The 26,616-nt window shown below is 71.3% G+C and carries 19 protein-coding genes; 4 read left to right on the top strand and 15 right to left on the bottom strand.

Annotated elements, in window-relative coordinates:
* Positions 1–10 precede the first annotated feature (10 nt).
* The 9 genes from D581_RS0109095 to D581_RS0109050 form a co-directional block, all read right to left on the bottom strand.
* The gene (locus tag D581_RS0109095; RefSeq protein ID WP_018956931.1) at positions 11–2,173 is read right to left on the bottom strand and encodes a prolyl oligopeptidase family serine peptidase; all 2,163 of its coding nucleotides are present in this window, start codon (positions 2,171–2,173) and stop codon (positions 11–13) included.
* Positions 2,170–3,672, bottom strand: coding sequence for an MFS transporter (locus D581_RS0109090; protein ID WP_018956930.1), 1,503 nt, complete (start codon positions 3,670–3,672; stop codon positions 2,170–2,172). The genes D581_RS0109095 and D581_RS0109090 overlap by 4 nt, the downstream gene beginning before the upstream one ends.
* Positions 3,657–4,646 carry a DUF6895 family protein gene (locus D581_RS0109085; protein ID WP_018956929.1) on the bottom strand — a complete coding sequence of 330 codons (990 nt, stop codon included), beginning with the start codon at positions 4,644–4,646 and terminating at the stop codon, positions 3,657–3,659. Before D581_RS0109085 ends, D581_RS0109090 begins: the two co-directional genes overlap by 16 nt.
* A gap of 2 nt (positions 4,647–4,648) precedes the next feature.
* Positions 4,649–5,839 carry a radical SAM protein gene (locus D581_RS0109080; protein WP_018956928.1) on the bottom strand — a complete coding sequence of 397 codons (1,191 nt, stop codon included), beginning with the start codon at positions 5,837–5,839 and terminating at the stop codon, positions 4,649–4,651.
* A complete protein-coding gene (locus tag D581_RS0109075) occupies positions 5,836–6,834 on the bottom strand; it encodes a DUF6895 family protein (RefSeq protein WP_018956927.1) in 999 nt (332 codons plus the stop codon). Before D581_RS0109075 ends, D581_RS0109080 begins: the two co-directional genes overlap by 4 nt.
* A complete protein-coding gene (locus D581_RS0109070; protein WP_018956926.1) occupies positions 6,809–8,005 on the bottom strand; it encodes a glycosyl transferase in 1,197 nt (398 codons plus the stop codon). Before D581_RS0109070 ends, D581_RS0109075 begins: the two co-directional genes overlap by 26 nt.
* Before the next feature lie 552 nt (positions 8,006–8,557).
* The gene (locus D581_RS1000000142015) at positions 8,558–8,680 is read right to left on the bottom strand and encodes a hypothetical protein (RefSeq protein WP_018956924.1); all 123 of its coding nucleotides are present in this window, start codon (positions 8,678–8,680) and stop codon (positions 8,558–8,560) included.
* A 233-nt stretch (positions 8,681–8,913) separates the two neighbouring features.
* On the bottom strand, positions 8,914–9,309 hold the full coding sequence (locus D581_RS0109055) for a hypothetical protein (protein WP_018956923.1): 396 nt from the start codon (positions 9,307–9,309) through the stop codon (positions 8,914–8,916).
* Between the two features lie 39 nt (positions 9,310–9,348).
* Positions 9,349–10,428 (bottom strand): LCP family protein, encoded by a 1,080-nt coding sequence (locus D581_RS0109050; protein WP_018956922.1) that lies wholly within the window; start codon positions 10,426–10,428, stop codon positions 9,349–9,351.
* Positions 10,429–10,719: 291 nt separating this feature from the next.
* Between D581_RS0109050 and D581_RS0109045 the strand changes: the two genes are divergently transcribed.
* The 4 genes from D581_RS0109045 to D581_RS0109030 all read left to right on the top strand — a co-directional run bounded on the left by D581_RS0109045 (position 10,720) and on the right by D581_RS0109030 (position 18,984).
* Positions 10,720–11,802: a PLL family lectin gene (locus tag D581_RS0109045; RefSeq protein ID WP_032752622.1), complete on the top strand. Its 1,083-nt coding sequence runs from the start codon at positions 10,720–10,722 to the stop codon at positions 11,800–11,802.
* Positions 11,803–12,152: 350 nt separating this feature from the next.
* Positions 12,153–15,947, top strand: a complete 3,795-nt coding sequence (locus D581_RS0109040; RefSeq protein ID WP_032752621.1) for a bifunctional glycosyltransferase/CDP-glycerol:glycerophosphate glycerophosphotransferase — start codon at positions 12,153–12,155, stop codon at positions 15,945–15,947.
* Positions 15,940–17,415, top strand: coding sequence for a hypothetical protein (locus D581_RS0109035; protein ID WP_026290350.1), 1,476 nt, complete (start codon positions 15,940–15,942; stop codon positions 17,413–17,415). The genes D581_RS0109040 and D581_RS0109035 overlap by 8 nt, the downstream gene beginning before the upstream one ends.
* 69 nt (positions 17,416–17,484) lie before the next feature.
* On the top strand, positions 17,485–18,984 hold the full coding sequence (locus D581_RS0109030) for a hypothetical protein (RefSeq protein ID WP_018956918.1): 1,500 nt from the start codon (positions 17,485–17,487) through the stop codon (positions 18,982–18,984).
* Between the two features lie 4 nt (positions 18,985–18,988).
* Here the strand turns inward: D581_RS0109030 and D581_RS0109025 are convergent, their stop codons facing one another.
* From D581_RS0109025 to D581_RS0109000, 6 genes are all read right to left on the bottom strand, one after another.
* Entirely contained in the window at positions 18,989–19,918 is a 930-nt protein-coding gene (locus tag D581_RS0109025; protein WP_158688589.1) for an endonuclease/exonuclease/phosphatase family protein, read from the bottom strand.
* Between the two features lie 85 nt (positions 19,919–20,003).
* Positions 20,004–22,133 (bottom strand): 3-hydroxyacyl-CoA dehydrogenase NAD-binding domain-containing protein, encoded by a 2,130-nt coding sequence (locus D581_RS0109020; RefSeq protein WP_018956916.1) that lies wholly within the window; start codon positions 22,131–22,133, stop codon positions 20,004–20,006.
* A complete protein-coding gene (locus tag D581_RS0109015) occupies positions 22,130–23,356 on the bottom strand; it encodes an acetyl-CoA C-acyltransferase (protein ID WP_018956915.1) in 1,227 nt (408 codons plus the stop codon). Before D581_RS0109015 ends, D581_RS0109020 begins: the two co-directional genes overlap by 4 nt.
* Before the next feature lie 328 nt (positions 23,357–23,684).
* Entirely contained in the window at positions 23,685–24,956 is a 1,272-nt protein-coding gene (locus D581_RS0109010) for an HRDC domain-containing protein (protein ID WP_026290348.1), read from the bottom strand.
* 114 nt (positions 24,957–25,070) lie between these two features.
* Entirely contained in the window at positions 25,071–25,733 is a 663-nt protein-coding gene (locus D581_RS0109005; RefSeq protein ID WP_018956913.1) for a helix-turn-helix transcriptional regulator, read from the bottom strand.
* A gap of 212 nt (positions 25,734–25,945) precedes the next feature.
* Entirely contained in the window at positions 25,946–26,605 is a 660-nt protein-coding gene (locus tag D581_RS0109000) for a DUF3000 domain-containing protein (RefSeq protein WP_026290347.1), read from the bottom strand.
* Positions 26,606–26,616 lie beyond the last annotated feature (11 nt).

Raw genomic sequence — 26,616 nt, 5'->3', positions numbered from 1 at the left:
GGCCGGGTCCTCACGGAACGGCCCCGCCCGGCGCCCGCAGACCCACCTGCCCGGCCAGGAACGCCAGGCACTCGGCCTCCAGCGCCACCACGCGCGAGAGCGCGCGGGCGCCGTGCCCGACGCCGCGTTCCAGCCGCAGCAGGACCGGCCCCGCCCCGGACGTGGCATGTTGCAGGGCGGCGCACATCTTGCGCGCGTGGAGCGGGTCGGTCCGGGTGTCACCGTCCGAGGCGGCCAGCAGCACCGCCGGGTAGCTGACGCCGGGCGTGACGCGGTGGTACGGGGAGTAGCCCAGCAGCGTCCGCGCCTGGGCGGGGTCGCGCACACTGCCGTACTCGGGCACCCAGCTGGGCCCCAGCCCCGACGCCTCGAAGCGGACCATGTCCAGGAGCGGGACGCGGCACACCGCGGCGGCGTACTTCTCGGGCTCCTGGGTCAGGGCCGCGCCGACCAGCAGCCCGCCGTTGGAGGAGCCCATGACGGCGACCCGCCCCTCCTCGGCCCAGCCGGCCGCCAGCAGGTGGTCGGAGGCGGCGGCGAAGTCGTCGAAGGTGTTCTGCTTGTTGGCCCCGCTGCCGGCGAGGTGCCACTCCTCGCCCTCCTCGCCGCCTCCGCGCAGCCCCGCCCAGGCGAAGACGCCGCCCGCCCTGACCCAGGCGAGGACCTGGGGCCGGTACCGGGGCGACATGATCTGGCCGAAGCCGCCGTATCCGGTGAGCAGGGCCGGGCGCGGCACGTCCGGGCGGCCGGTGGGGGAGATCACGAACATCCGTACCGTCGTCCCGTCCCGGGACGGGAAGGCGACCTGCCGGGTGACCGCCCCCTCGGCCTCGGGCGCGTGCCGGGCGCCGTGCTCCCAGCGCGTCGCGCGGCACGTCCGCCCGTCGAAGCGGAGGACGCGCGTCGGCGTCACGAAGTCGGTGTAGGTGAACCAGGCCTCGTGACTCCCGGCCGGCCCGGACGCGAAGCCGTCGACGGTGCCGCTGCCCGGCAGCGGTACCGAGGCCACCTGCCTGCCGTCCGTCAGATCGTGCACGGTCACTTCCGCCACCGTGCGGCGGGTCCAGGCGGCCAGGCCGAGCGGGTGGTCGAGCTCGGGTCCCGAGACCACCGCGAAGTGGGTGAGGACCGCGTCGGGACGTCCCGCGACCACCTCCCGCCACGCCTCCGGGCCCCGGTGCAGCGCGTCCGGCGGACACGCGACGACGTGCCCGCGAGCGGCGCCGTGGTCGGTGCGCAGCCACACCGGGTCCCGTGGGCCGGTGCCGGGCGCCACGTGCAGATGGGTGGCGGCCGGGGTGTTCTCCTGGACGGGCACCAGCAGCGGCCGCTCCAGCGGTCCCGCGGTCAGGTCGGCCAGGTAGAGGTCGGTGCGGCGGCCGGTGCCGAGCGTGGCCCTGATCCCGAGCCAGCGGCCGTCCGCGGACGCGGAGACGCTGTAGAACTGGGTCCTGTCCCGGCCCTCGCCGAAAACCAGGGCGTCCGTGCCGGGCGCGGTCCCGACCCGGTGCAGCCAGATCCGGCGGTGGTACTGCTCCTCGCCGGGGTTCAGCCGCGGGTCCAGCCGCCGGACGTAGTAGAACGCCTCGCCGCCGGGCAACCAGGCGACCGACGACCTCCGCACCCGGTCCACCGGCCCGTCGACGACCTTCCCGGTCGCCACGTCGATCACCTGGAGCCGCGAGTCCTCGGTGCCGTCCCGGGAGACCTGAAAGGCCAGCAGATCGCCCTCCAGGGACGGCTGCCAGGCGTCGAGTGCGGTGCGTCCGGACGGGTCGAGGGCCTGGGTGTCCAGCAACACCCGCCCGGTATGCGCCCCGGTGTCCGCTCCCGTATCCGCTCCGGGCTCCGCCACCATGAGCACGGGATGCTCCTGGCCCGCGTCCTGCCGCAGCCAGAAGACCCTGCCGCCGCGGACCCTGGGCGGTGTCGCGCGATCGACGGCGGTGAGCGCCGCCACCTCCGCCTCCCACCGCTCCCGGCCGGGCCAGGTCGCCCGCGCCGCCGCGTAGAGGGCCTCCTGCTCGGCGTCCCAGCGGATCACCGCGTCCGCCTTCGCGTCCTCCAGCCAGCGGTACGGGTCGGGGACGGGCACCCCGTGCACCTCGTCCACGACGTCCTGCCGGGCCGTGCGGGGGTACTCGTGCGGTGCCGGTCGGGCGGCGGAGGTCACTCGGTGCTCCCTCGTCGTGGTGGGGCGGTGCTTCGGACAACGGCGCGCCGCGCGGCCGCCTCCTCGGCCGGTCCGGTGGATTCCCCGGCGGTTCCGGTGGGCTCCTCGGCCGACCCGGTGGGCTCCCCGGCTCCTTCCTGCCCGGCCGGTCCTCCGGCGGGGCCGTCGTCCTCGGCGGTCTCCGGGTCGGGCAGGGCGGCGCGGGCGTAGAGACCGGACAGCAGGATGCAGAGCCCGGCCACGGCGATGATCGTGTCGATGGGGCCGAACCGGAGGCCCGCCACCGAGGCGTCGAAGTCCCGCAGCACGGTGCCGGCGAGCCAGCCGGACAGCGCCGCCGCGACCATCGCCGCCAGCTGCGTCATCGGCTGGAACACGGCGACCACCCGCCCGCGGTACTCGGCGGACGCCGCCGAGAGCAGCAGCGGGGCCATCGCGGTGTTCAGCACGGTGAGGGGAATGGTGAACAGGACGAGCAGGACGATGCCGCCGACGAATCCGGTCTGCCGGGAGTAGGCGATCAGCAGGGCGCCGCTCACCAGCAGGCCGACCCACGTCGTCCGCCGCGCCCCGATCCACTGCACCACCCGGCCGGCGCACAGCGCGCCGACGATGCCGCCCACCCCGATGGCCATGCCGACGTAGCCGAAGAGCCGGGCCGACATGCCGAGGTTCTCGGTCGTGAAGAAGATGTTGAGCGTGTTCAGCGCACCGGCCCCGAACTGGCCGATCACGGCGAAGACCAGCAGCGCGACCAGGAACTTGCTGCGCCCGAAGAAGCGGAGACCCGCCACGAGCTCCCGCAGCACGCCGGCACGGGGACCGGCGGCACGGGGACCCGGGGCCTTCCCCGTGCCGCTCCCGTCGACCGCGGCCTTCGCGGTGGGGGCCACCCGGACCGAACGAATGGCGATGTACGACACCAGGTAGGAGAGGGCGTTGAAGAGCATGGCCCACTGCACGCCCAGCGTGAAGAACAGCGGTGCGGCGAGCGGCGGGCCGACGATCAGGGCCGTCTGACTGGTCGCCTGGGTGATGCCGGCGGCCCTGGCGCGGTCGGCGTCACCGGTCACCAGGTCCGCGATGATCGTGAAGCGGGCCGGTGCGAAGAACCGGGCGGCCGCGTGCAGGAGCAGCACCGTGCCGTAGACGAGGGCGAGCCACACCCCGGCCGGCAGCGCGTCGGCCGGCAGGAAGGAGACGGCGGTCAGCAGCGCCACCAGACCGCCGCGCAGCACTTCGGTGCCGAGCATCGTGCGGAGTTTGTCCCAGCGGTCGACGAAGACGCCCGCGATCGGACCGACGACCAGCACGGCGGTGCCGCCCGCCACCAGGACGCCGCTCACCGCCGCCGGGGCCCAGCTCTCGTCCTTCGCCAGTACGGTGGCCACCCACAGCATCAGGGTGGTGCTGAAGACCATGTCCCCGATGGACGAGACGGCCTGCCCGAACCAGAGTCGCGTGAAGTCGGGGCTGATGAGGGTCAGTCGCGGTGCCATGACGGCCTCCCCGAGGAGAGGACCAGGGTCATCAGAGCGGTCACCAGCGTCGTGTGGTAAGCCTTCCGGAAGAACTCCCCGGCCGGGGCCGACCGGGACGCGATGAGCGCGGCCGACCGCCCGGGAATCGCCCCGTCGGACCGCTGGGCCCGCACCAGGCACTCCACGGCCGCCGCCCCCGAGGGGGTGCGCAGCGGCTCAAGACCCAGGATGAACTGGGTGATGACGAGTTCGGCGGCCAGGTCCCACCGGTCCTGCCCGACGCAGTGGTCCAGCATCCGGCGGACCAGCTCCCGCGCGTGTGCCAGGCGGTCCCCGTCCAGACCGGTCGCGGTCCGCCCGTAGTCGCCGAGGAAGAAGGCGGCGTGGGTGAGGGAGTATCCCTCGGAGTTGGTGAGCGGTGCCGCGTCTCCCGTAACCATGTCCCCCGTAACCATGTCCCCCGTAACCACGTCCCCCGTTTCCGCGCTCCCCGGCGCCGCGGCGGTCAGGGTGACGAGCGGGCTCTGTCCGACGAGTTCGGCGTACGGCTCGATGGTGTGGTCCGCACCCGCCTTGTCCGCGTAGAAGCGGATCTCCATGCGCTTGAGCGGCGACTTGCCGGCCGGCGAGAGGAAGTCGGGAGCGAGCCGCGCGAGCGTGGCCCGGCACAGCGTGTCGTCGATCCCGTCGGGGGCGAGCGCGGCGTAGACCAGTCCGTAGGTGGGGGCGGAAGGGGGGTGGGCGTCGAAGAGCCGCGGGAGCTCCGGGCGCTGCCAGAGCTTGCGCAGCAGGGCGGCCGCCCCGTCCAGCCGCTCGTCGTGCGGTCCGCCGGCCCGCGCCGAGCAGTGGCACAGCAGCGCCAGCTCCAGCACGGCCTTCGCCTGCTGGTGCGTCGCCGTCCCCGCGTCGGCCGCGAACGGGTCGAAGTGGTCCAGGCTGGCTCCCAACCAGTCGAGCGTGCCGGCGGAGAGCTGGTCGAGAGATGACGTCATGGCTACAGGCGCTCCGTCTCGTCCAGGTAGTCGAGCAGGGTGGCGTCCACGTCGTCGCGGAACCGCCTGAGGTTGCGGGTGTCCTCGTCGTAGCGGTAGAGGTCCTCGCAGGAGATCCAGCGGTCGCGGGTCGCCTCGGCGGGCCGGTAGCCCTGCGCCGCCGTGCCGACCTCCCAGTCGGGTTTGCCCGCGGTCTCCCAGCAGCTGGCCAGGGTCCCGTCCGCGCTGATCACCGCGCCGTAGCGGCCCTCGGTGTGGCCGCAGGTGCGGCAGGGCCGGCGGGCGCCTGGACGGCTCACGGTGAAGCCGAGTTCGAGCGCCCGGCGCTGCCACCGGGTGAAGTGGGCCGAGAGCTCGCCCGTGTGCAGCAGGTCGTTGGCGTAGCCGATGCCCACGTCGCCGACCCGGGCGAAGTACAGGGCGCACCGGGAGGGGTCCAGTTCCGCCGCGAGCCGGTCGACGAGCGCGTCGACGCCGTCGAAGGTCTCCTGGGAGACGTTGACCCGCAGGGTCCACCGGATCGGCGTGACCTCGCTCGCCGCGACGATGTTGCGGACGATCTTGTCGTAAGTGCCGCCGTTGTCGGCCCTGTTGACCCGGATGCGGTCATGGTCGGCGCGGTCGCCGTCGAACGTGACCTGGACGGAGTCGAGCCCGAGGCCGGAGAGCTGCCGCGCGAGCCGCGGAGTGAGCAGGGTGGTGTTGGAGATCATCCAGGCCGACGTCATCCCGATGCCCGCCGCCCGCTCCAGCAGCTCCAGGCAGCCGCGCGGGTTGAGCAGGGGCTCCCCGCCGAACAGGAGGATCCGCAGCCTGTCCAGTTCGGCCGCGGCCATCTGGCGCTCGGTGAACCCGAGGATCGAGGTGATGGTCTCCGAGGTGAGACGGGTCCGGGCGATCCTGGGCGGGCGGCTGCCGTTCGTGGCGTCCTGGGCGGTGTTCTGGAAGCAGTATCCGCAGCCCAGGTTGCAGTTGGTGCTGGTGAGGACGGTCAGCGCGTACGAGCGGACCGGCGGGGAGGCGAACATGCCGCGCTCGCGCAGCCGGCGCTCCGTGTTGGGCAGCAGGTCGCCGTCGGGGGTGACGTGCCGGCCGCCGAGGCGGACGACCCCGCCCCGGCCGAGGAACCACCAGTTGCGCCTGCCTTCGAGGAGGCGTGCGCCGTCCGGGAGTTGGACCTGTTGCAGGCTCATCGCGTCCTCCGTGCTGTGGGTGGTGCCGTGACCGGAACGGGGCGGGGGCGGGGGCGGTGGCCGTCGGCGAGCAGCAGCGTCGTCAGCGCCGTGACGAGCGTCGGCTGGTAGGCCCACCGGAAGTACTGCTGGGGAGGGGCGGACGCCGGGGCCCGTCCCAGGGCGGTCTTGCCGGGTATCGAGCCGTCCGGCGACCGGGCCCCCGCGAGCATCCTCAGGGCCGCCGCCCCCGAAGGCGTCCGCAGCGGGTCCGAGCCCAGGCAGTGCTGGGCGAGCAGCAGCTTGGCCGCGTACTCCCACGCGTCCTCGCGTACGCAGTGGTCGGTGAGCCGCTCCACCACGCGCGACGCCCGCTCCCGGGCCTCGGCGTCCAGGCCCGTGTCGCGGAAGCCGTAGTCGGAGAGGTAGAACACGGTGTCCGTCACCTGGCAGACGTCCAGTCCGGCCGACGGCACGCTGTCGGCGCGCGCCAGCATGCTGCACGCGTACAGCTCCTCGTACGAGGCCAGTTCGTGCCCGATGCCCGCGAGTTCGGCGTAGAAGCGGGTGCCCAGGTGGAGGTAGGGCGACTTGCGGCGCGGCATCAGATAGCCGTCGGCGGACAGCCGGTCGAGCACGGCGCGTCGGGCGTCGGTGACGGCCCCGGCCGGTGCCAGAGCGGCCCAGATCAGACCGAACGGCCGTGCGCTGTCGGGGGAGTGGGCGATCAGGCGCGGGAAGTCCGGCCGCCGCCAGGCGTGTTCCACGACCGCGAGCACGGGCTCCAGGGCGGTGTCGTCCGGCGCGGCCTTCTGCCAGCAGCGGCGGAGCAGCGCGAGTTGCAGGAGGGCCTTCACCCGCGGTGTCACGGGCAGTTCGGCGCGGCCGGCCGGGGAGTCGAGACGGCCCGCGTGGAGCCCCAGCCACCGCCCCGTATCCGCTGCCAGGGTCGCGACGGTCTCCTCGGCGGCGGCTGTCCCGCCGTCCGTGTCAGGGGCTGACGTTCGCGTAGTCATGGTCCTCCTTCGGGATCACGGAGTGCTGGGACACGCGCTCGACGACGTCGGCCGCACGGGCTGCGCCGTCCATCTCGGCCAGCTTCCGGCCGAGGGCCCGGGCGCGGCCTCGCAGGGCGTCGTCCCGCCAGGCCGATTCGAGCAGCGCCGGCCAGTTGGACGGCGTGGACTTCGGCAGGTGCACGCCCACACCGGCCCGCATGCAGGCACCGGTGAGCAGCGGCTGCTCGGAGCCGTTGGGCGAGGCGGCCAGAGGGCGGCCGCGCAGCAGGGCGGCGAGTACGGGGGCGGAGGTGCCGCTGGTCAGCACCAGGTCGGCCAGGTCGATCAGCGGGCCCATCCACGGCTTGCGCACCGTCAGGATGTCCGCGCCGGGGACGGGTTCGGGGCGCGGGGACCGGCCCTGCTCGACCACGGCCTGGAACCGGCCGCCGGCGAAGGTCTCGTTCAGGTGGGGCCACCGGCTGCCACCCTCGAACACACGCCCGAGGTGGACGTACACCAGGGGCTTCCCGGACCGCGCCACCTGCTCCCGGACCGCTTCGACCTCGCCCGGTCCGGGCGTCGGCTCCCAGCGCAGCGGCCCCACGCGCACGACCCGGTCGGGCAGTTCGGCGCCCGGGTACTCCAGCGCCGGGTCGCCGCGCAGCAGCAGGGCGTCGCCCGGCAGCGGGTCGTCCCCCCACCGAGGGCCACGCGCCGGCAGCCCGGCCTGTTCCCGCACCTCGGCGTACTGCTGACGCATCTCACGGGTCCGGTTCCGCCGGGGCCTGCCCAGGGGCGGCTCGTCGTCCCCGCCCGCCCGGTAGTCCCAGAGGTGGACCGAGAGCCCGACCACCACCACGGGAAGGCCGAGCACTTCGGCGGCGAGCAGGGCGCCGTGGCACAGCACGGAGGTGATGAGCAGGTCGGCCCGGTCCGCGCGGGCGGCGCGCACGGTCGCCCGGTGCTGGGCCATGGCGGAGGTGCCCCACCACGCGACGGAGAACGCGCGCCGTTCGCCGAAGTCCTCCGTCGCCGCGAACGGCAGTCCGGCGTCGGCGGCGACCGGGGCGGCGCCGGATCTGCCCAGCACGCTGACGTGATGGCCGCGCCGCCGGAGCTCACGACCGGCCGCGATCGCCGGGTAGAGGTAGCCGCCGTCGCTGAGCGGACACAGCAGGATCCTCACGACGCCCTCCGGTGGGGGCGGGCCGGCCGGCTGCCGGACGAGGCGTCCCGGAGCGGAGCGGCCGGCGCCGGGAGTTCCCGCACCGCGTGCACCGCGTGCACCGCGTGCACCGCGTGCACCGCGTGCTGCGGGGCCCGGTGCGGGCGCCGGCGCTGTGCCGGTAGGGCGGCGGGGGTCACTCGGTGCTCCCTCGGGGCGTGGCGGGCGGCGGTGGCTTGCGGTGGCGGGGCCGACCGGGCGGGAGGGCCGACAGGGAGCGGGCCTCACGGCTGCCGGGGCCGACGGTGGCCGGGGCTGACGGTGGCCGGGCCTCACGGCTGCCGGGGCCGACGGTGGCCGGGCAGGACGACGAGCGGGGCCGACGGGGGTGCGCCTGACGGTGGCCGGGCCTGACGGTGGGTGCGCCTGGCGACGGGCGGGGCCGACGACGGCCGGGCCTGACGGCGGGCGGGTCTCACAGCGGGCGGGCCGACGGCGGCTGGGCCTCCGGCGCTCGGAAGGGTCCGTCCGAGCGCCGGGGCCCGCGCGGTGAGCAGGACTCGACGGAACGAGTTACTGCAGCATGTCGCTGTTGTTGGTGACGCAGATGCCCGCCTCGTCCTCGCCGTCCTCGCTGTGCGCGACGACCTCGAAGTCCTCGGCCTCGGTCGGCTCCTGGCTCTGGTTCTCAGGCATGTTCTTCTCCTCTGTCGACGGTGTCGGTTGCACCGGCTGAGAAGGAACGTACGAAGGTGCGGTATGGGAACGCCTGACCGTCGGCCCGACGCCGGTATACGGCCCATGAAACGGGCGCCGGCCGCAGACCGTACGGACCAGGGAAGCGGCTGAGGAGTCACGGACCGCAGACCCTGGCCTCAGGAGCCACGGACCCGGGGTGAGGCCTCAGGAGGGGACGGACCGGGGGACCGCTACGCGTCCGGCGACGGCCGTACCGTACGGGGGCCCACGCAGCGTCCCCCGTACGCCTCGACCCGCTGCCGCAGTCCCCGGTCGGCGGTGACGACGACGCAGTCCCGGCCCGGGGCGGCCCCGGCCGCCAGCTCGGCGATCAGGTCGTCGCCGCTGCCGGGGGCCGAGTCGACCCGCACCCCGGCCACGGAGGCGACGCCCCGGGCGGCCCCTTCCACGACGAGCACCAGTTCGACGGGGCCGGGCAGCCCCGGCAGCCCGGCCGCCGCGTACGGGACCAGCGAGTCACGCAGCCGGGTCGCCGCCCCGCGCCGGTCCCGCCACCACCCGTCGGGCACGGAACCGACCACGTTGGCGGCGTCCACGATCACCAGCACCGCATCGTCCTCGCTCATCCCGGCAGGGTGTCACGGGCGGCGCGGCACGACGAGGCCTCAGCCCCCGGTGGCGGGAGACTTCTTCGCTTCCTCGGGGATCGTGGTGTCCTCGCGGATCGCCTTCCACAGCTGACCCGCCTGCGGCTCGGCCGCGACCACCCGGGCCTTGTCGATCTTGTCGTACGCCACCGGCAGCATGATCGTCTCCATCGAGGCCGGGTCGACGCCGTTCATCGAGCGGGCGAACTCCGCCAGCGAGGTGAGCGAGGCGAGCCCCGAGTCGGTCGTGAGCGACTTGGTGGCCGACTTGGCGATCTTGTACGAGTTCGCCGGACTGCCCAGCAGATCCTGCGACTTGACCTCGCTCAGCAGGGCCATCATGAACTGCTGCTGGAGCCCGATGCGGCCGAGGTCACTGCCGTCGCCGATGCCGTGCCGGGTCCGGACGTACGCCAGGGACTCGGTGCCGTTCAGCTTCTGCGGGCCCGCGGTGAGGCTCAGCCCGGAGGCCTTGTCCTCGATGTCCTGCGGTACGTCGACGGTGACCCCGCCGATGGCGTCGACCAGGTCCTTGAACCCGGCGAAGTTGATCTCCAGGTAGTGGTCGATGCGGACGCCGGACATCTTCTCCACCGTCTTCACCACACAGGCCGGGCCGACCTGCGCGTAGACGGAGTTGAACATCACGCGTTCCTTGGCGGACACCGTGGATCCGTTGTCCCCGACGCACTCGGGCCGGGTCACCAGGGTGTCGCGGGGGATGGAGACGGCGACGGCCTTCGACCGGCCCTCGGGTATGTGCACCACCATCGCGGTGTCGGAGCGCGCACCGCTGACGCCCCCGCCGCCGCCCAGCTCCTTGTTCTCCGCCCCGGCGCGCGAGTCCGAGCCCAGGACCAGCAGATTCTGCCCGCTGGTGGGCAGCTTCTCCGGGCGGTCCCCGCCGAGCGCCTTGTCGATGTCGACGCCCTTGATGTTCCCGTCGAGCTGGCTGTAGAGCCAGTACACGGTTCCGCCGCCGGCGAGCAGCAGGACGAGCAGGACACCGAGCGTGATCTTGAGTCCGCGGCGGCGCTTGCGGGGCTTGGCCGCGCGTCGGGAGGTGCGTGGGCCCGGAGGCATGACGTCGTTGCTCATCCTGTTTCGAGTCCCTAGGTCTCGCGGCCCCATGGGGCTGTGGCGGGTGGACTCGGGTGGGGGGAGAGACCGGTCCGACATGCGTGGTGCGGAGAACTATAGACAACTGGTCGAGCACCCGTGCGAGTCCTGTGGGGTGCCAGGTGGTCGCACGGTCGTCATGGCGGCGTTGAACCGCAAGCGGTCTTCATCTCCTGAGCACCATCTGTTCGCCCGCTGTGAGGGTCTAGGATGAGTTCGATTCGAAATCACGTGCCATGGGTCGAACGTCTGGAAGGGTGACTCGGAACGATGCTCGGACGGACTGCCCGCCCGGCCGCCAGGGTCGCTCCCGGGGTCGGCACGTTGCTAGGGGTGTGGCTCACCAGGGGCAGGGACGGGTGCCTCACCGTCTACGCTCCGGCGGAGGGCGGACTCCGGCGCTGGACCGAGACGCGCCCGGGGGCGAAGGAGTGGGGGCAGCCCGTCCTCGTTCCGATCGCCGGTCTCACCCATCTCTCGGTGACGCAGGACGTCAACGCGTACGTTCACTTCGTCGGCCGCCGCGAACGGCGGAAGGCCGACGGGCGGACCGTTGTGGATGTCGTCTACGCCATCCAGTATCAGACGGGCCGCCCGGTCTCCGAGTGGCGCTCTCTCGGAAATCCGCACAAGGACGCCGAGTCGGCCGGCCGGCTCGGCGAGCCCGCGGTCGTGGTGACGCCCTCGGGAATGGTCCACATCTTCGTCCGGAACGCGGACGGCGGACTGTCCCTGCGCCGGGAGCAGAATGACGGCAAGTGGCGGCCCTGGAACGACCGTCGGGGCAGCGGTATAGCGTCGACACTCGCGGCGATCGCCCTCGCGTCCGGCCGTATCGAACTGTTCGCCACCACTGCGGACGGCATCCTGCACTGGTCCCAGCAGGCCCCGGGCGGGGCGCTCGGCGAGGGGCAGCCGGCACGCCTCGCGGCGGCGCCGGGTTCGGTCGCGGTCCTGGAGACGGGACCTGACCGCCCCACGTACTACTGGACCGACCCCGCGGGCCACGGTGTGGTGGCATACCGGGCGGGGGCCTGGCCGACAGCTTTGGGCGGGGCGCCGGGCGAGGGCCCGCACACCGCGCTCCGCGCGCTGCTGGACGGATATGACTGCACGGTGCTGGCCCATCGCGGCGTCGACGGAAGCGCCGTGGTCGGGGTGGGAGTCACCGAGGACGAGGGTAACGGGGTCTGGTGGTCCGACACGGGCATGCGGTGTCTCGTGCCGCCGACTCTGGCCCTGGACGTCTTCGGCCGGGTCGTGATGGTCGTCGTCGACGATGACGGCGTCCCGCGGGTGGCCCGGCAGACGGACGGCCCGGGACTGACGCTCTCGGAGTGGCGAAGACTCTGATTCCGGCATCCTCACGCGGGCCGTAGCCCTCTGGCGCATTCCCGTGCGCAGACGCCGGTGACGTCAGATCGTCGAGTCCCCTCGAAGGTTGTGCGCGGCGAAGCATGGCGTATGTCACAGGGGTGTGTCGAGCCCATAGTCGAGCTGTGTGCAGGATCTGCACATTGACATCTTTTAACGTTCACTTAAGATTTGCGTCTGACGCAACAGTTCGAGAGCTGAGCCGCAGGCGATCGACGGGGGTGTGCCCGATCTTCGAATCGACGGGGATTCGTCGGGGGCGGTGTGCGGTGGTTGGGAAGTCGTTGTTGCGCAGGTGGATACTCCTGCCTCGAACCGGAGTGTGAAGTATGGCCGCTGGGCCCCGTTTGAGTGTCATCGTTCCTTTTCAGGACGTTGAGACCTACCTCACGGAGTGCCTGGAGTCCATCGCGCGGCAAACCTTCCGTGACTTCGAAGTGATCATGGTGGACGACGGTTCCACCGACACCTCCACGGCGATCGCCCAGAGCTTCTGCTCGGCCGACCCGCGCTTCCGACTGTTCCGCCAGGAGTCGCACGGCCCCGGGCACGCCCGCAACACCGGGCTTCGCGCCATGCACCCCGACGGTGAGTTCCTGGTGTTCGCGGACGGCGACGACGTCATCCCCGAATACGCCTACGAGTTGCTTGTCCGCACGCTGACCGAATCCGAATCGGATTTCGTCTCCGGCAACGTTCAGATGATGAACTCCACCAAGAAGTGGCAGTCGCCGCTCCACAAGGGCCCCATGCAGCGGGACCGCAGGGGTACGCACATAACGCGCTTCGAGGCCCTGATCTACGACCGCACTGTGTGGAACAAGGTGTTCCGTCGGTCGTTCTGGGACCACCACTTCATCGAGTTCCCCGAAGGCGTCCTTTACGAGGACTCGTGGGTGAACATGTTCGCGCACTTCCGGGCGAGCAAGGTCGACGTCATCTCGGACATCGTCTACTTCTGGCGTCGCCGCGACGGCGGTGCGGCCCCGTCCATCACGCAGCGCCACACCGAGGTGTCCAATCTGCGCGACCGTGTCTCCGCCGTGCAGTCGGTGAGCCGTTTCCTCGGGCAACACCGCTCGCGCCAGTTCCGCGAGCACAAGCGCAAATACGATCTCGCCTGCCTCAAGTCGGACCTCATGCTGCACCTCAAGGTTCTCCCCGACGCGGACGACGACTACCGCGACGCCTTCATGCACTGGTCCCAGGAGTTCCTCGCCGAGGCCGACTACGACATCATCGAGGAGCTCCCCGCCGACGCCCGGGTCAAGTGGCTCCTCGTCCACCAGGGCCGGCTCGGCGAGCTCCTCGACGTCCTGGAGTTCGAGCGCAAGGGTGGACCGCTGCCGGTCCGCCGACGGTTGCGCCGCTACCTCAACTACCCGCACCTGGAGAACCGGAAGACGGGTCTCTACAAGAGCGACTACCGGCTCGACAAGGAGCTTTCTCCCTACAGTTCGCTCTCCGAGGTGGAGTGGGACGGCGACGCTCTGGTCCTCAAGGGCTCCGCCTATATCCGGTTCATCAATGTGCACAAGCGCCACATGTCCACCAAGATGCTGGCGCTCCGCAACAAGAAGACCGGCAGCAAGCTCGTCAACCTGGCCAGGACGACCTACTTCCCGCAGGCGACCGAGTTCTCCAACCAGAGCCGCTACTGCTACGACTGGGCAGGCTTCGAGAGCCGCTTCGACGTCACCCGGCTCCAGCGGAAGGGCAAGTGGGTCGAGGGGACCTGGGACGTCGCCGCCGGTGTGTTCAGCCGGGGGCTGTTCCGGTACAAGGGCATCGGCCGGGGCGGCGCCGGAACCGCTGCCAACCCGGCGTACCGCTATGTCGACAAGAACACCCGCGTCCTGCCGCTCTTCGTGCAGGGCAGTCTGAAGCTCCGGGTGGAGATCGTCCGCAGCCGCATCACCCGTCACCGGGTGGTCGGAAACAACCTGGAGATCAGCGGCGTCCTGCTCGCCCCCGCCGTCCCCGAGTGGGGAAAGTTCCGTGTCACCAGCATGAACGGCGCCGGCCGGCACGACTCCTGGATGACGTTCCAGCCCGGTGGCGAGGGCTGGTGCACCTTTGCCACCCGTATCCCGCTCAACAGCCTCGTCCCCGGCTCCCGGGCGACCGGCGACACCGTTCCGCAGGCCTGGACGATGGGCAGCAACGGCTGGAAGATCACCCTCCACGTGGAGGGGCGTAAGACACCGCTGTACCCCGTGATGGCCCAGGACGTCGCAGACGGCCACTACCGTATGCCCGCAGCACTCCAGACGGAGGAGCGGGACCGGGAGGTCGTCGTCCACCGCAACGGCTCCGGCTACGTGGTGATCTTCGAGCGCGCCGCCCTGCCCCTGCTCAGTGACGGCGAATGGCTCGCGGACGGCTCGCTGGAAATCGTCTGCGACTACGCCGGAGCGGATCTGCTCCCGCCCGCGGAGCGGATCAGCGCTCACCTCGTCGTACGTTCGCGCGCCCACGGCGCCGAGCGGGCGGTGCCGATCCAGTGGGAAGGGCGCCGGTTCCGCTCGGTGCTGACCCCCGCCGCCATGCGTACCCTCGCCGGAGGCATTCCGCTGGCCGCCGGCCGCTGGGACTTCTTCCTGCGCCGTCAGGACCCGTCTGCGGTGGCCCCGGAGGACCGTTCACCGGACCTCATGATCAAGATCGATCAGGGGATCATTCCGTCCATGCCCCAGAACCTGGAGGTGGGTGAGCGGCGCTACGAGCTCCAGGCCGAGGCGTACGACAGGCTGTCGATACTGGTGCACTCCGCCATGCCCGAGGACGCGCGGGGCCCGTACCGGCAGAAGCTGTTGCGGACCAAGGCCTACCCGCAGGCCCGTCGCGAGCCCATCCGCCCCGCCGTGCTGTTCGACGCCTTCAAGGGGACCCAGTACTCCGACAGTCCCCGAGCGGTCCACGAGGAGATGATCCGGCGCGGCGTCGAACTCGAACACCTCTGGGTTGTACGGGACGACCAGGTCGACGTACCGCCTACGGCGCGCCCCGTGCGCATGTGGTCGCCCGATTGGTACGAGGCCCTGGCGACCTCCCGGTACGTGGTCGCCAACAACCACCTCCCCGACTGGTTCACCAAGCGGTCCGACCAGATCGTCGTACAGACCTGGCACGGCACGCCGCTCAAGAAGATCGGCCACGACATCGAGTCGGTGCACTTCGCCGACCAGCGGTATCTGGAGCGGGTGGAGAAGGAGGTGCAGAACTGGGACATGCTCGTGTCGCCCAACAGCTTCTCCACCCCGATCCTCCAGCGGGCCTTCAAGTTCCCCGGCGAGATGGTCGAGTGCGGCTACCCGCGCAACGACATCCTGCGCCGCCCCGGGATGGAGCGCCGCGCCGCGGAGATCCGCCGGCGGATCGGCCTGCCCCAGGGCAAGCGCATCATCATGTACGCGCCCACCTGGCGCGACGACCAGTTCTACGCGCCGGGCAAGTACAAGTTCGACTTCCGGATCGACCTCGACGACGCCCGGGCCAGGCTGGGGAACGACCACGTCCTCATGGTCCGCCGCCACCCCAACGTCGTGGACCCCGTTCCCGGCGCGGGCGACGGCTTCGTCTTCGACGTGTCCGACTACCCGGACATGGCGGACCTGTCGCTGATCAGCGATGTGATGATCACGGACTATTCGTCCCTGATGTTCGACTTCGTGAACACCGGGCGGCCGATCCTGTTCTTCACCTACGACCTGGACCACTACCGGGACACCCTGCGCGGCTTCTACTTCGACTTCGAGCAGAGCGCCCCTGGCCCGCTGCTCTACGAGTCTTCCGAACTGATCTCCGCCATCCGGAACATCGACCGGATCGAGATGGAGTACACCGCGCGTTACCGCTGGTTCCAGCGCGAGTTCTGCGACCTTGACGACGGATACGCCTCCGCCCGGCTGACCGATCGCATCCTGGTGGCCGGAGGCGACCTGGAGCCGGACCGTGCCCGCGGGGGAGAACCGCGCGCCACCCCGCCCCAGCCGCCCGCGCAGCTCGCACAGGACGTCAGCGGCGACCACGGGCAACGACCCGCACGGTCCGTCTCCCAGCCGACCACCTACACCGTGACCGCAGCGCAGTACTCCGCGAGGACGGATTCCCTTCATGTCTAAAGCAGTGTCGAGCCGTACCGTCGTCACCGGGATCGAAGCCTCCGGCGCCTATCCGGTCCACTACCGCTTCTCCCACGCCAAGAGCGGCAACCGGCACCTGGTGGTGGTGTTCGCCAACTTCTCGGCACCGGACGACTACGGCTGGTCGAACGGCGTATTCGACAACGTCCGCGCCAACATCCTCTGGGTGCGCGACATGTTCGACGGCAAGAACAGCTATTACCTCTGCAAGGACATGGACTTCGAGCTGGAGCGGTCCGTCATCACGCTGATCTCGAACGTGATGAACTCCCTCGGCCTCACCCCGGACCAGTGCACGATGTGGGGCGGGTCGAAGGGCGGCAGCGCGGCGCTGCACTTCGGCCTGAAATACGGATTCCGGAACGTCGTCTCGATCGTGCCGATGTTCCGCATCGGCACGTCGGTGCAGAAGCGCCCGGCCATCGCCGACTTCATGATGGGCGGGCACGTCACCGAGGAGAAGATCCGTGTCCTCGACAGTGTTCTTCCCGACCTCGTGCGCTCGCAAGCGAACCGCTCGGCCAACCTCTACCTGCTGTCCTCGCCGCAGGACGAGAACTATCCGGTCCAGGTGGAACCCTTCCTGAACCTCTTCCAGAACCACGAGAACTTCAACTTCATCTACAGCGACTCCCCCTTCATCACCGACCACACGACGGTGACCCGGCGCAACGTCCCGGCCCTTATGGGGCTGCTCAACCTCCTGGTCGATGGCATCGCCCCCCGGATGGGGGTCGTCACCAACGGCCATGAGCAGCCCGACGCCGACACGTCTGGCATCAACGGATACCTGAAGGCGACGTCGCAGGTGCGGGCCTCCTTCGCCGCCCCCGTGGTCCATACGCCCGCTGCCGGCGAGCGCGTGCACACCGGGGTCGTGGAGTTCACCGGGACGGCGACGGGAGCGGTGCGGCTGAGCTTCTGGGAGAAGGGTAAGTACATCGGGTCGCCGAAGGTCGGGCCGGACGGATGGTGGACCTGGACCCGGGAACGAGGCTGGTCCGCGGGGGAGCACGTCATCCGCATGTTCGCGGTGGACGCGGCCGGATTCCATTCGCCGCGCACGGAGGCTCGGTTCACCGTTCCCCAGGGCGGAACGGCAGCGCCGGTCCGCCCGGCGTCCGACACGGCTCCCGCGGCGCCCGTGGTGACGCTGCCCGCGCCGGACCAGCACCTTCCGGGGCCGGGAGTAGTCATCGCCGGGCACGCCCCGGGCGCGCTCCAGGTGGCGTTCGTCGAAGGAGGCGTGTCGCTGGGCGCGACGGTGGTGGCCGCCGACGGGACCTGGAGCTGGGACGCACGCTGGGCATGGCCCGAAGGACCTCACCTGGTCGAGTGCTACGCGATCGACGCACAGGGCGGGGAGTCCGGCCGCATCCAGGTCGGCTTCCACGTGGCCGGTGCGTTCATCCCCTCGGCGGTCCCGCAGGACGTCCCCCGATACTGAAGCCCTGGGCCGGTCCTGGCCGTGCCGGCGACCAGGCTCTCCTCCGTACCAGATTGGAACCCCCGAGCCGTGGCAAAAGCAGCCCCGACCCGCCCCTTCGAGAACGGGATCGACTCCTCCGGGACCTACCCCGTGGAGTACCGGTTCTCGCATGCCACGAAGGGCAGCCAGCACCTGGTCGTGGTGTTCGCCAACTTCTCGGTCCCGGGCGACTACGGCTGGTCGAACGGCGTGTTCGACAAGCTGCGCTCGAACGTCCTGTGGATCCGGGATCGCTTCCACGGGAAGAACAGCTATTACCTGTGCAAGGGCATGGACTTCGGCCTGGAGCAGTCGGTGGCCGGCCTCATCTCGAACGTGCTGCGTTCGCTCGGCCTGACACCGGACCAGTGCACGATGTGGGGCGGCTCCAAGGGCGGCAGCGCCGCTCTCTACTTCGGTCTGAAGTACGGGTACCGGAACATCGTCGCCATCGTTCCGCAGTTCCGGATCGGCACCTACATCCTCAAGTATCCCTCCGTGGCGGCGCACATCATGGGCGAGGTCACCGAGCAGAACACCCGGGCCGTCGACGACGTCATCGCGAACCTGGCGCGCGCGGGAGCGAACCGCGAGGCCAACATCTACCTTCTCTCCTCGCCCCAGGACGAGCAGTACCCGGAGCAGGTTGAGCCCTTCCTGCCGCTGTTCGCCGGCTACGAGAACTTCAACTTCATCTTCAGCGACTCTCCCCACATATCCGATCACGCCCGTGTGACCAGCAGGAACGTGCCCATGCTGATGGGCCTCCTCAACTTCCTCATCGACGGCGTGGCCCCGCGGCTCGGGTTCGTGCGCAACGGCGGGGAGCGCCCGGACGCCGATCGGTCCGGGATCAAGGCCTTCCTCCAGGCGACCGCCAAGGTGCAGCAGGGGTTCGCCGCTCCGGTGGTCTTCACGCCGGCCTCCGGCGAGACGGTGTACGAGCAGAGCGTCGTGTTCCGCGGGAGCGCACCCGGCGCGGTCCGGCTCAGTGTCTGGGAGCGGGGCAAGTTCCTGGCCTCGCCGGAGGTCGCCCCGGACGGGTCCTGGAGCTGGCAGCGCGAACGGGCATGGAGCGTGGGCGACCATCCTGTGCGCATCCTCTCCGTCGACGCCGCCGGCTATCACTCGCCGTGGGCCGAGGCGAACTTCACCGTGGCCGATCGGGCGGAACCGGCGGCCGGGCAGTTCCTCGACACCGCGCCGGCCGGGAACACGTTCCCGTCGCAGCCCGCCCTGGCCGCGACTCCGGGCGCCGTGGTTCTCCATCCCGCGCCCGGCCAGCAGGTCCCGGGCCCGGTCATCGGGCTCATGGGCCATGCCGTCGGAGCGGCGCGGGTGGAGTTCGTCGAGGGCGGACTACGGCTGGGCACGGCCCCGGTCGGCCCCGACGGCGGGTGGTCGTGGGAGTCGGGGTGGTCCTGGACCCCGGGGCCGCACACGGTGGAGTGCCACACCGTCGACCCGCATGGCAACCTGTTCCCACCGGCCGTGGTCACGTTCAGCGTTGTACCCGTCGATGCCGCGCCCGCGGGTCTGGGCTACTGAGCGGTCAGCCGGTGGTGACCCGCATCAGCAGGGCCCAGTGGTCCGAGGCCGGTGAACGGATGACCGAACACTCCTGACGGGGCAGGTCGGTGAAGAGGTAGTCGATCTTGAACCCGCCCCGGTGGGTCTTCCGGGGCGCACCGGGCGACGCGGACTGGTCGCACTCGCGGTAGACGTCGTACGGGCCGTCGACCCGGGCCCACGCTCCCGCTCCGGCCCGCCCGGGCGGGCCGGTGTTCAGGTCGCCGCCGAACACGGTGCGCGGCCCCGCCGCCGCCCCGACCAGCGCCCGCAGCTGATCCGCGCGCAGCTCGGACGGCACCGAACCAGCCCCGCTCTGCTGGGGGTTCAGGTGGGCGACACAGATGCGTACGTCCTCCTCCCGAGCCGTGGCGCAGAGGACGGACCGGCGCATACCCGCGGCGGGCTGCGGCAGGGAGACGTCGGTGACCCGGCTCAGCGGCATGGCGGAGAGAATCCCGTAGCCCGCCGTGCCCCGCCCGTCGCCCGTGCACCGGGACGTCGTGGGTCCGCGCCCCTTCTGGCCCGCCGTGTACGGGCGGAACAGGCTGTGCCACTCGCCGCCCAGCGACGTGCTCACGGTGGCCAGGTCCCCGGAGCACATCTCCTGGAGCAGGACGACGCGCGCCCCCGACTCCCGTACCAGGGCCTCGATCCGCTTCCTCTTCTCCTCGGCGGACCCGGTGTCCTCGCAGTTCCACTGGCGTACGCCGCAGATGTTCCACGTCGCGACCGACAGAGTGCCCGGCGCGTCGGCACGCGTCTGCCCGGCGGTGTCCGAAGTCCCTTGGTCGCCGCCGGACAGACAGAAGCCGAGGGCCAGTCCCACCAGCGCCGCGAGAACACCCGCCCCGGCCACCCACAGCAGAGAAGGCCGGCGGCCTTGCGGCGATCCCGTTCGTCGTCCTGGCATCTTCCGGCCTTTCCTCGGCATGACGGAGCGGGCCGCACGGCCTCTCGGCCGTGCGGCCCGCTCCGGGACCACTTCTACACCATGGTTACGCCGGCACGCTCGCCACGCCCCGCGCCAGGAACGGCTTGCCGTTCACCCGCTGGGAGACGCCCTCACGGTCCAGGTACGGCGTGATGCCGCCCAGGTGGAAGGGCCAGCCCGCGCCGGTGATCAGGCACAGGTCGATGTCCTGGGCCTCGGCGACGACGCCCTCGTCGAGCATCAGGCCGATCTCCTGCGCCACCGCGTCGAGCACACGGTCGCGGGTCTGCTCCTCGGTGAGGACGGTGTCGCCCTGCTTGAGGAGGGCCGCGACCTCGGGGTCGAGGACCGGAGCGCCGGAGTCGTGGACGTAGAAGCCGCGCTTGCCGGCCTTCACGACCGCCGCGAGGTTCTGCGAGACCGTGAAGCGCTCCGGGAAGGCGCGGTTCAGGGTCTCGGAGACGTGCAGGCCGATGGCCGGGCCGACCAGCTCCAGGAGCACCAGGGGGGACATCGGCAGGCCCAGCGGCTCGACGGCCCTCTCAGCGACCTCGACCGGGGTGCCCTCGTCGATGACGTTCTGGATCTCCCCCATGAAGCGGGTGAGGATGCGGTTGACGACGAACGCCGGGGCGTCCTTCACCAGGACCGCGGTCTTCTTCAGCTTGCGGGCCACACCGAAGGCCGTCGCCAGCGAGGCGTCGTCCGTCCGCTCGCCGCGCACGATCTCCAGCAGCGGGAGGATCGCGACCGGGTTGAAGAAGTGGAAGCCGACGACCCGCTCCGGGTTCTTCAGCTTCGACGCCATCTCGGTCACCGACAGCGAGGAGGTGTTGGTGGCGAGGATCGCGTGCGCCGGGGCGACCGCCTCGACCTCCGCGAACACCTGCTGCTTGACGCCGATCTCCTCGAAGACGGCCTCGATGATGAAGTCCGCGTCCGCGAAGCCCTCGGCCTTGTCGAGGACACCCGAGACCAGGCCCTTGAGGCGGTTGGCCTTGTCCTGGTTGATGCGGCCCTTGCCGAGCAGCTTCTCGATCTCGGCGTGGACATAGCCCACGCCCTTGTCGACGCGCTCCTGGTCGATGTCCGTGAGGACGACCGGGACCTCCAGGCGGCGCAGGAACAGCAGCGCCAGCTGCGAGGCCATCAGACCCGCGCCGACGACGCCGACCTTGGTGACCGGGCGGGCCAGGCTCTTGTCCGGGGCGCCGGCCGGGCGCTTGGCGCGCTTCTGGACCAGGTTGAAGGCGTAGATGCCGCTGCGCAGCTCGCCGCCCATCATCAGGTCCGCCAGCGCCTGGTCCTCGGCGTCGAAGCCGGCGGACAGGTCGCCGTCCTTCGCCGCCGCGATGATGTCCAGCGCGCGGTACGCCGCCGGGGCCGCGCCGTGCACCTTGGAGTCGGCGATGGCCCGGCCGCGCGCGACGGCCTGGTCCCAGGCCTCGCCGCGGTCGACCTCGGCACGCTCGACCTCGACCGTGCCCTTGAGCACGTTCGCGGTCCAGACCAGCGACTGCTCCAGGAAGTCCGCACCCTCGAACAGCGCGTCCGCGATGCCGAGTTCGAAGACCTGCTTGCCCTTGAGCTGACGGTTCTGGTTCAGCGAGTTCTCGATGATCACCGAGACCGCGCGGTCCGCGCCGATCAGGTTCGGCAGGAGCGCGCAGCCGCCCCAGCCCGGGACCAGACCGAGGAAGACCTCGGGCAGCGAGAACGCCGGGAGCGCCTTGGAGACGGTGCGGTAGGTGCAGTGCAGACCGACCTCGACACCGCCGCCCATGGCCGCGCCGTTGTAGTAGGCGAAGGTCGGGACCGCGAGGCCGGCCAGACGGCGGAAGACGTCGTGGCCGCCCTTGCCGATGGCCAGCGCGTCCTCGTGACGGCCGAGCAGCTCGACGCCCTTGAGGTCGGCGCCGACGGCGAAGATGAACGGCTTGCCGGTGATGCCGACACCCGTGATGGCGCCCTCGGACGCCTCCTTCTCGACCTGGTCGATCGCGGCGTCCAGGTTCGCCAGCGACTGCGGTCCGAAGGTGGTCGGCTTGGTGTGGTCCAGGCCGTTGTCCAGCGTGATGAGGGCGAAGTTGCCCGCACCGGACGGAAGGTCCAGGTGGCGCACGTGCGCCTGGGTGACGACCTCGCCGGGGAACAGCTCGGCCGCACCCTTCAGAAGCTCAGTGGTCGAGCTCACTTGTTGCCTCCGTCAGCGTTGAAGTGCGGGTTCTCCCAGACGACCGTGGCGCCCATGCCGAAGCCGACGCACATGGTCGTCAGGCCGTAGCGGACCTCGGGCTGCTCCTCGAACTGCCGGGCCAGCTGCGTCATGAGCCGGACACCGGAGGAGGCCAGCGGGTGGCCGTAGGCGATCGCGCCGCCGTACTGGTTGACGCGGGCGTCGTCGTCGGCGATGCCGTAGTGCTCCAGGAAGGCGAGCACCTGCACGGCGAACGCCTCGTTGATCTCGAAGAGACCGATGTCCTCGATGGAGAGGCCGGCCTGGGCCAGTGCCTTCTCGGTCGCCGGGATCGGGCCGTAGCCCATGACCTCCGGCTCGACGCCCGCGAAGGCGTAGGAGACGAGGCGCATCCTGACCGGGAGGCCCATCTCGCGGGCGACGTCCTCGGCGGCGAGCAGGGAGGCGGTGGCGCCGTCGTTGAGACCCGCGGCGTTGCCGGCCGTCACGCGGCCGTGGGCGCGGAACGGGGTCTTCAGACCGGCCAGCGACTCCATGGTGGTGCCCGGGCGCATCGGCTCGTCGGCGGTGACCAGGCCCCAGCCCGTCTCACCGGCCTCGGCGTTCGTGCGGCGCACCGAGACCGGCACCAGGTCCTGCTGGATCTTGCCGTTGGCGTACGCCTTGGCGGCCTTCTCCTGCGAACGCACCGCGTACGCGTCGGCACGGTCCTTGGTGATCGTGGGGTAGCGGTCGTGCAGGTTCTCCGCCGTCATGCCCATGAACAGGGCGGACTCGTCGACCAGCTTCTCGGAGACGAAGCGCGGGTTCGGGTCGACGCCCTCGCCCATCGGGTGGCGGCCCATGTGCTCGACGCCACCGGCCACGACGACGTCGTACGCGCCGAAGGCGATGGAACCGGCCGTCGAGGTGACGGCGGTCAGCGCGCCCGCGCACATGCGGTCGATCGAGTAGCCGGGGACGGACTGCGGCAGACCGGCCAGGATTCCGGCGGTACGGCCCAGCGTGAGGCCCTGGTCCCCGATCTGCGTGGTCGCGGCGATGGCGACCTCGTCGATCTTCTTGGGGTCCAGGTCCGGGTTGCGGCGCAGCAGCTCCCGGATGGCCTTCACGACGAGGTCGTCGGCGCGGGTCTCGTGGTAGATGCCCTTGGGGCCCGCTTTGCCGAACGGGGTGCGGACGCCGTCGACGAAGACGACGTCCCGGATGGTACGAGGCACGGTGGCTCTCCTCCAGGGTGCGGGATGGCACTGCTGCGGGGCACGCCACGGGGGCGCGCCGCCTGCCCTCATGCTACTTGCGGGTAACCAGACTGCCCACCCCTCACGGCCGGAGCGTCGAAGGTCACACCGTCCCGGCGCCGCGGTGACCGCCGTCCCGGCGGCCGGTACCGGCCGCCCCAGAGGTCGCGCGGCGGGAGAAAGGGCCCTGAACCTGGCGTGATTTCGACCATCGGTTCGGTCCGTGGACAGGGCCGGGGAAGCGGAACACCCCCGGTCGGTGACCGGGGGTGTTCGCTGCGTCACGGGAACGGGAGCAACGGGTGTGTCAGGAGGCGTCCAACGCCCGCACCAGCAGCGGGGCGACCTGCTGGATCTGCCAGTTCCGCGCCCCGTATCCGGCGAGGGTGTCCTCGACGGCGCCCGGCGTCGGGTTCTTCGGCGGCTCCCAGCAGACCCGGCGCACGGTGTCCGGGGTGATCAGGTTCTCCTGGGGCATGTGGAGACGCTCGGCCAGCTCGGAGACGGCGGTGCGGGCGGCCGAGAGCCGGGCGGCGGCGGCCGGGTCCTTGTCGGCCCAGGAGCGCGGGGGAGGCGGTCCGGCCGGCTGCTGACCGGGCTGCGGCAGCGCCGTCTCGGGCAGCGCCTTGGCCCGCTCCACGGCGGCCTGCCACTGCTCCAGCTGACGTCGTCCCATGCGGTGGCCGAATCCCGGCAGCGCGGTCAGGGCCTGCACGTCGACCGGCAGCGCGAGCGCGGCCTCGATGATCGCGGCGTCCCCGAGCACCTTGCCCGGGGAGACGTCGCGGCGCTGGGCGACCTGGTCACGGGCGGTCCACAGCTCCCGGACGACGGCCATCTGACGGCGGCGGCGCACCTTGTGCATGCCCGACGTGCGGCGCCAGGGGTCCTTGCGGGGCGGTGCCGGCGGGGCGGAGGCGATGGCGTCGAACTCCTCCCGGGCCCACTCCAGCTTGCCCTGCCGCTCCAGCTCCTCCTCCAGCTCGTCGCGCAGGTCGATCAGGAGCTCCACGTCGAGCGCGGCGTAGCGCAGCCAGGACTCGGGCAGCGGGCGGGTGGACCAGTCGACCGCGGAGTGGCCCTTCTCCAGGGCGTATCCGAGGACGTTCTCCACCATCGCGCCGAGGCCGACGCGCGGGAAGCCCGCGAGTCGTCCGGCCAGCTCGGTGTCGAACAGCGAGGTGGGGGTCATGCCTATGTCCCGCAGGCACGGCAGGTCCTGGGTCGCCGCGTGCAGGATCCACTCCGTGCCGGACAGCGCGGAGCCGAGGCCGGAGAGGTCGGGGCAGCCGACCGGGTCGATCAGGGCGCTGCCCGCGCCCTCGCGGCGCAGCTGTACGAGGTAGGCGCGCTGGCCGTAGCGGTACCCCGAGGCGCGCTCGGCGTCGACGGCCACCGGGCCGGTGCCCGCGGCGAAGGCCGCGATCACCCCGGCGAGGGCGTCGTCGGACGTCGCCACCGGGGGAATGCCCTCGCGAGGTTCGAGCAAGGGGATCGGCGCCGGGGCGACGTCGTCCGGGGGAGCGCCCCCGGTGGTTCGCAGTGAGCTGTCTGCTGCGGTCTCTTGGGCGTCGGTCACGTGTCAAGGGTATCTGTGTATGCACGGAGCCCGTCGACGGAACGTTCCGTCGACGGGCGGCCATGCGCGTATTCCGGCCGGAGGCGCATCGGTGCACGTCCCGGCGGGGTGCGGTCAGTGGATGATGCCCGTCCGCAGGGCGACCGCGACCATTCCGGCACGGTCTCCGGTGCCGAGCTTGCGGGCGATGCGGGCGAGGTGGGACTTGACGGTCAGGGCGGAGAGGCCCATCGAGACGCCGATGGCCTTGTTGGACTGGCCTTCGGCGACCAGACGGAGCACCTCCACCTCACGTCCGGACAGTTCGCGGTAGCCGCCCGGGTGGCTCGGGGAACCGGGAGGCCTGCGGTGCATACGGGCCGCGTTGGCGCCGATGGGGGCGACGCCGGGGCGGGAGGGGTGACCGATGTTGGTTCGGGTGCCGGTGACGACGTAGCCCTTCACGCCGCCCGCGAGGGCGTTGCGAACGGCGCCGATGTCGTCGGCGGCGGAGAGGGCGAGACCGTTGGGCCAGCCTGCGGCGCGGGTCTCGGACAGCAGGGTCAGCCCGGAACCGTCGGGCAGGTGGACGTCGGCAATGCAGATGTCGCGCGGGTTGCCGACGCGGGGGCGTGCCTCCGCGATGGACGACGCTTCGATGACGTCACGTACTCCGAGGGCCCACAGATGGCGGGTGACGGTGGAACGGACGCGCGGGTCGGCCACGACGACCATGGCCGTCGGCTTGTTCGGGCGGTAGGCGACCAGGCTTGCGGGCTGCTCAAGGAGAACGGACACCAGGCCTCCTGGGGGAGTGGCGGGACGGGCCGGCTCGGGGGGTGAAGCCGGGGGGCGAACCGTGCTTGAAGGGTCATTGACCTCTTCGGCAGTGGACCCGTCCTCCTTTAGGGGAAGATCGCTATTTGATGCGTAACAATTCGGGCAAATAGGACGCGCGATCGATTGTACGAAAAGAGAGCCGGTGCTTGTGCGAAACGGGTGACGGAGTGTTACGAAACCTGCGGCCCGCGCCGTTGCGGCAACGTCACCACCGCCGCGTCCGCCGGATCCGACGGCGGCAGTCCCGCGATCTGGCACAGCAGATCACCCCAGGCCATCAGGTGCGACGCCGTGTCCGGCACCCCGCCGCGCGACTCCCTCGGCGTCCACGAGGCCCGGATCTCGATCTGCGTCGCCGGGCGGCGCGTGGACAGCGCACCGAAGTAGTGCGATCCGGCGCGCGTCACCGTCCCCCCGGCCTCTCCGTACGACAGGCCCCGCGCGTCCAGCGCACCCGTCAGCCAGGACCAGCAGACCTCCGGCAGCAGCGGATCCGCCGCCATCTCCGGCTCCAGCTCCGCCCGGACCAGCGTCACCAGCCGGAACGCGCCCTGCCAGGCGTCGTGCCCCGCCGGATCGTGCAGCAGGACCAGCCTGCCGTCCGCGAGATCGTCCTCGCCGTCCACCACCGCCGCCTCCATGGCGTACGCGTGCGGGGCGAGCCGCTGGGGCGGCCTGGTCACCTCCACCTCCAGCTCCGGGCGGAGCCGCGCGGAGCGCAGCGCGTCGACCGCCGTCAGGAACGCGGGCGGCACGGAAGGCCCCTCCGCGCGGTCCTCGCTGTCAACGCCGTCGGAATGATCGGAAAATTGTCCCTGAGCCGGAGCCATGCGGGGAAGAG

The sequence above is a fragment of the Streptomyces sp. CNB091 genome (genome assembly GCF_000377965.1).
This window is presented reverse-complemented; position numbering and strand designations above follow the sequence as displayed.

Excerpts from the sequence above, each read along its gene's own strand:
- D581_RS0109090 (WP_018956930.1), bottom strand. The coding sequence starts at position 3,672 with ATGGCACCGCGACTGACCCTCATCAGCCCCGACTTCACGCGACTCTGG.
- D581_RS0109085 (WP_018956929.1), bottom strand. The coding sequence starts at position 4,646 with ATGACGTCATCTCTCGACCAGCTCTCCGCCGGCACGCTCGACTGGTTG.
- D581_RS0109080 (WP_018956928.1), bottom strand. The coding sequence starts at position 5,839 with ATGAGCCTGCAACAGGTCCAACTCCCGGACGGCGCACGCCTCCTCGAA.
- D581_RS0109075 (WP_018956927.1), bottom strand. The coding sequence starts at position 6,834 with ATGACTACGCGAACGTCAGCCCCTGACACGGACGGCGGGACAGCCGCC.
- D581_RS1000000142015 (WP_018956924.1), bottom strand. The coding sequence starts at position 8,680 with ATGCCTGAGAACCAGAGCCAGGAGCCGACCGAGGCCGAGGACTTCGAG.
- D581_RS0109055 (WP_018956923.1), bottom strand. The coding sequence starts at position 9,309 with ATGAGCGAGGACGATGCGGTGCTGGTGATCGTGGACGCCGCCAACGTG.
- D581_RS0109050 (WP_018956922.1), bottom strand. The coding sequence starts at position 10,428 with ATGAGCAACGACGTCATGCCTCCGGGCCCACGCACCTCCCGACGCGCG.
- D581_RS0109045 (WP_032752622.1), top strand. The coding sequence starts at position 10,720 with ATGCTCGGACGGACTGCCCGCCCGGCCGCCAGGGTCGCTCCCGGGGTC.
- D581_RS0109040 (WP_032752621.1), top strand. The coding sequence starts at position 12,153 with ATGGCCGCTGGGCCCCGTTTGAGTGTCATCGTTCCTTTTCAGGACGTT.
- D581_RS0109035 (WP_026290350.1), top strand. The coding sequence starts at position 15,940 with ATGTCTAAAGCAGTGTCGAGCCGTACCGTCGTCACCGGGATCGAAGCC.
- D581_RS0109025 (WP_158688589.1), bottom strand. The coding sequence starts at position 19,918 with ATGCCAGGACGACGAACGGGATCGCCGCAAGGCCGCCGGCCTTCTCTG.
- D581_RS0109000 (WP_026290347.1), bottom strand. The coding sequence starts at position 26,605 with ATGGCTCCGGCTCAGGGACAATTTTCCGATCATTCCGACGGCGTTGAC.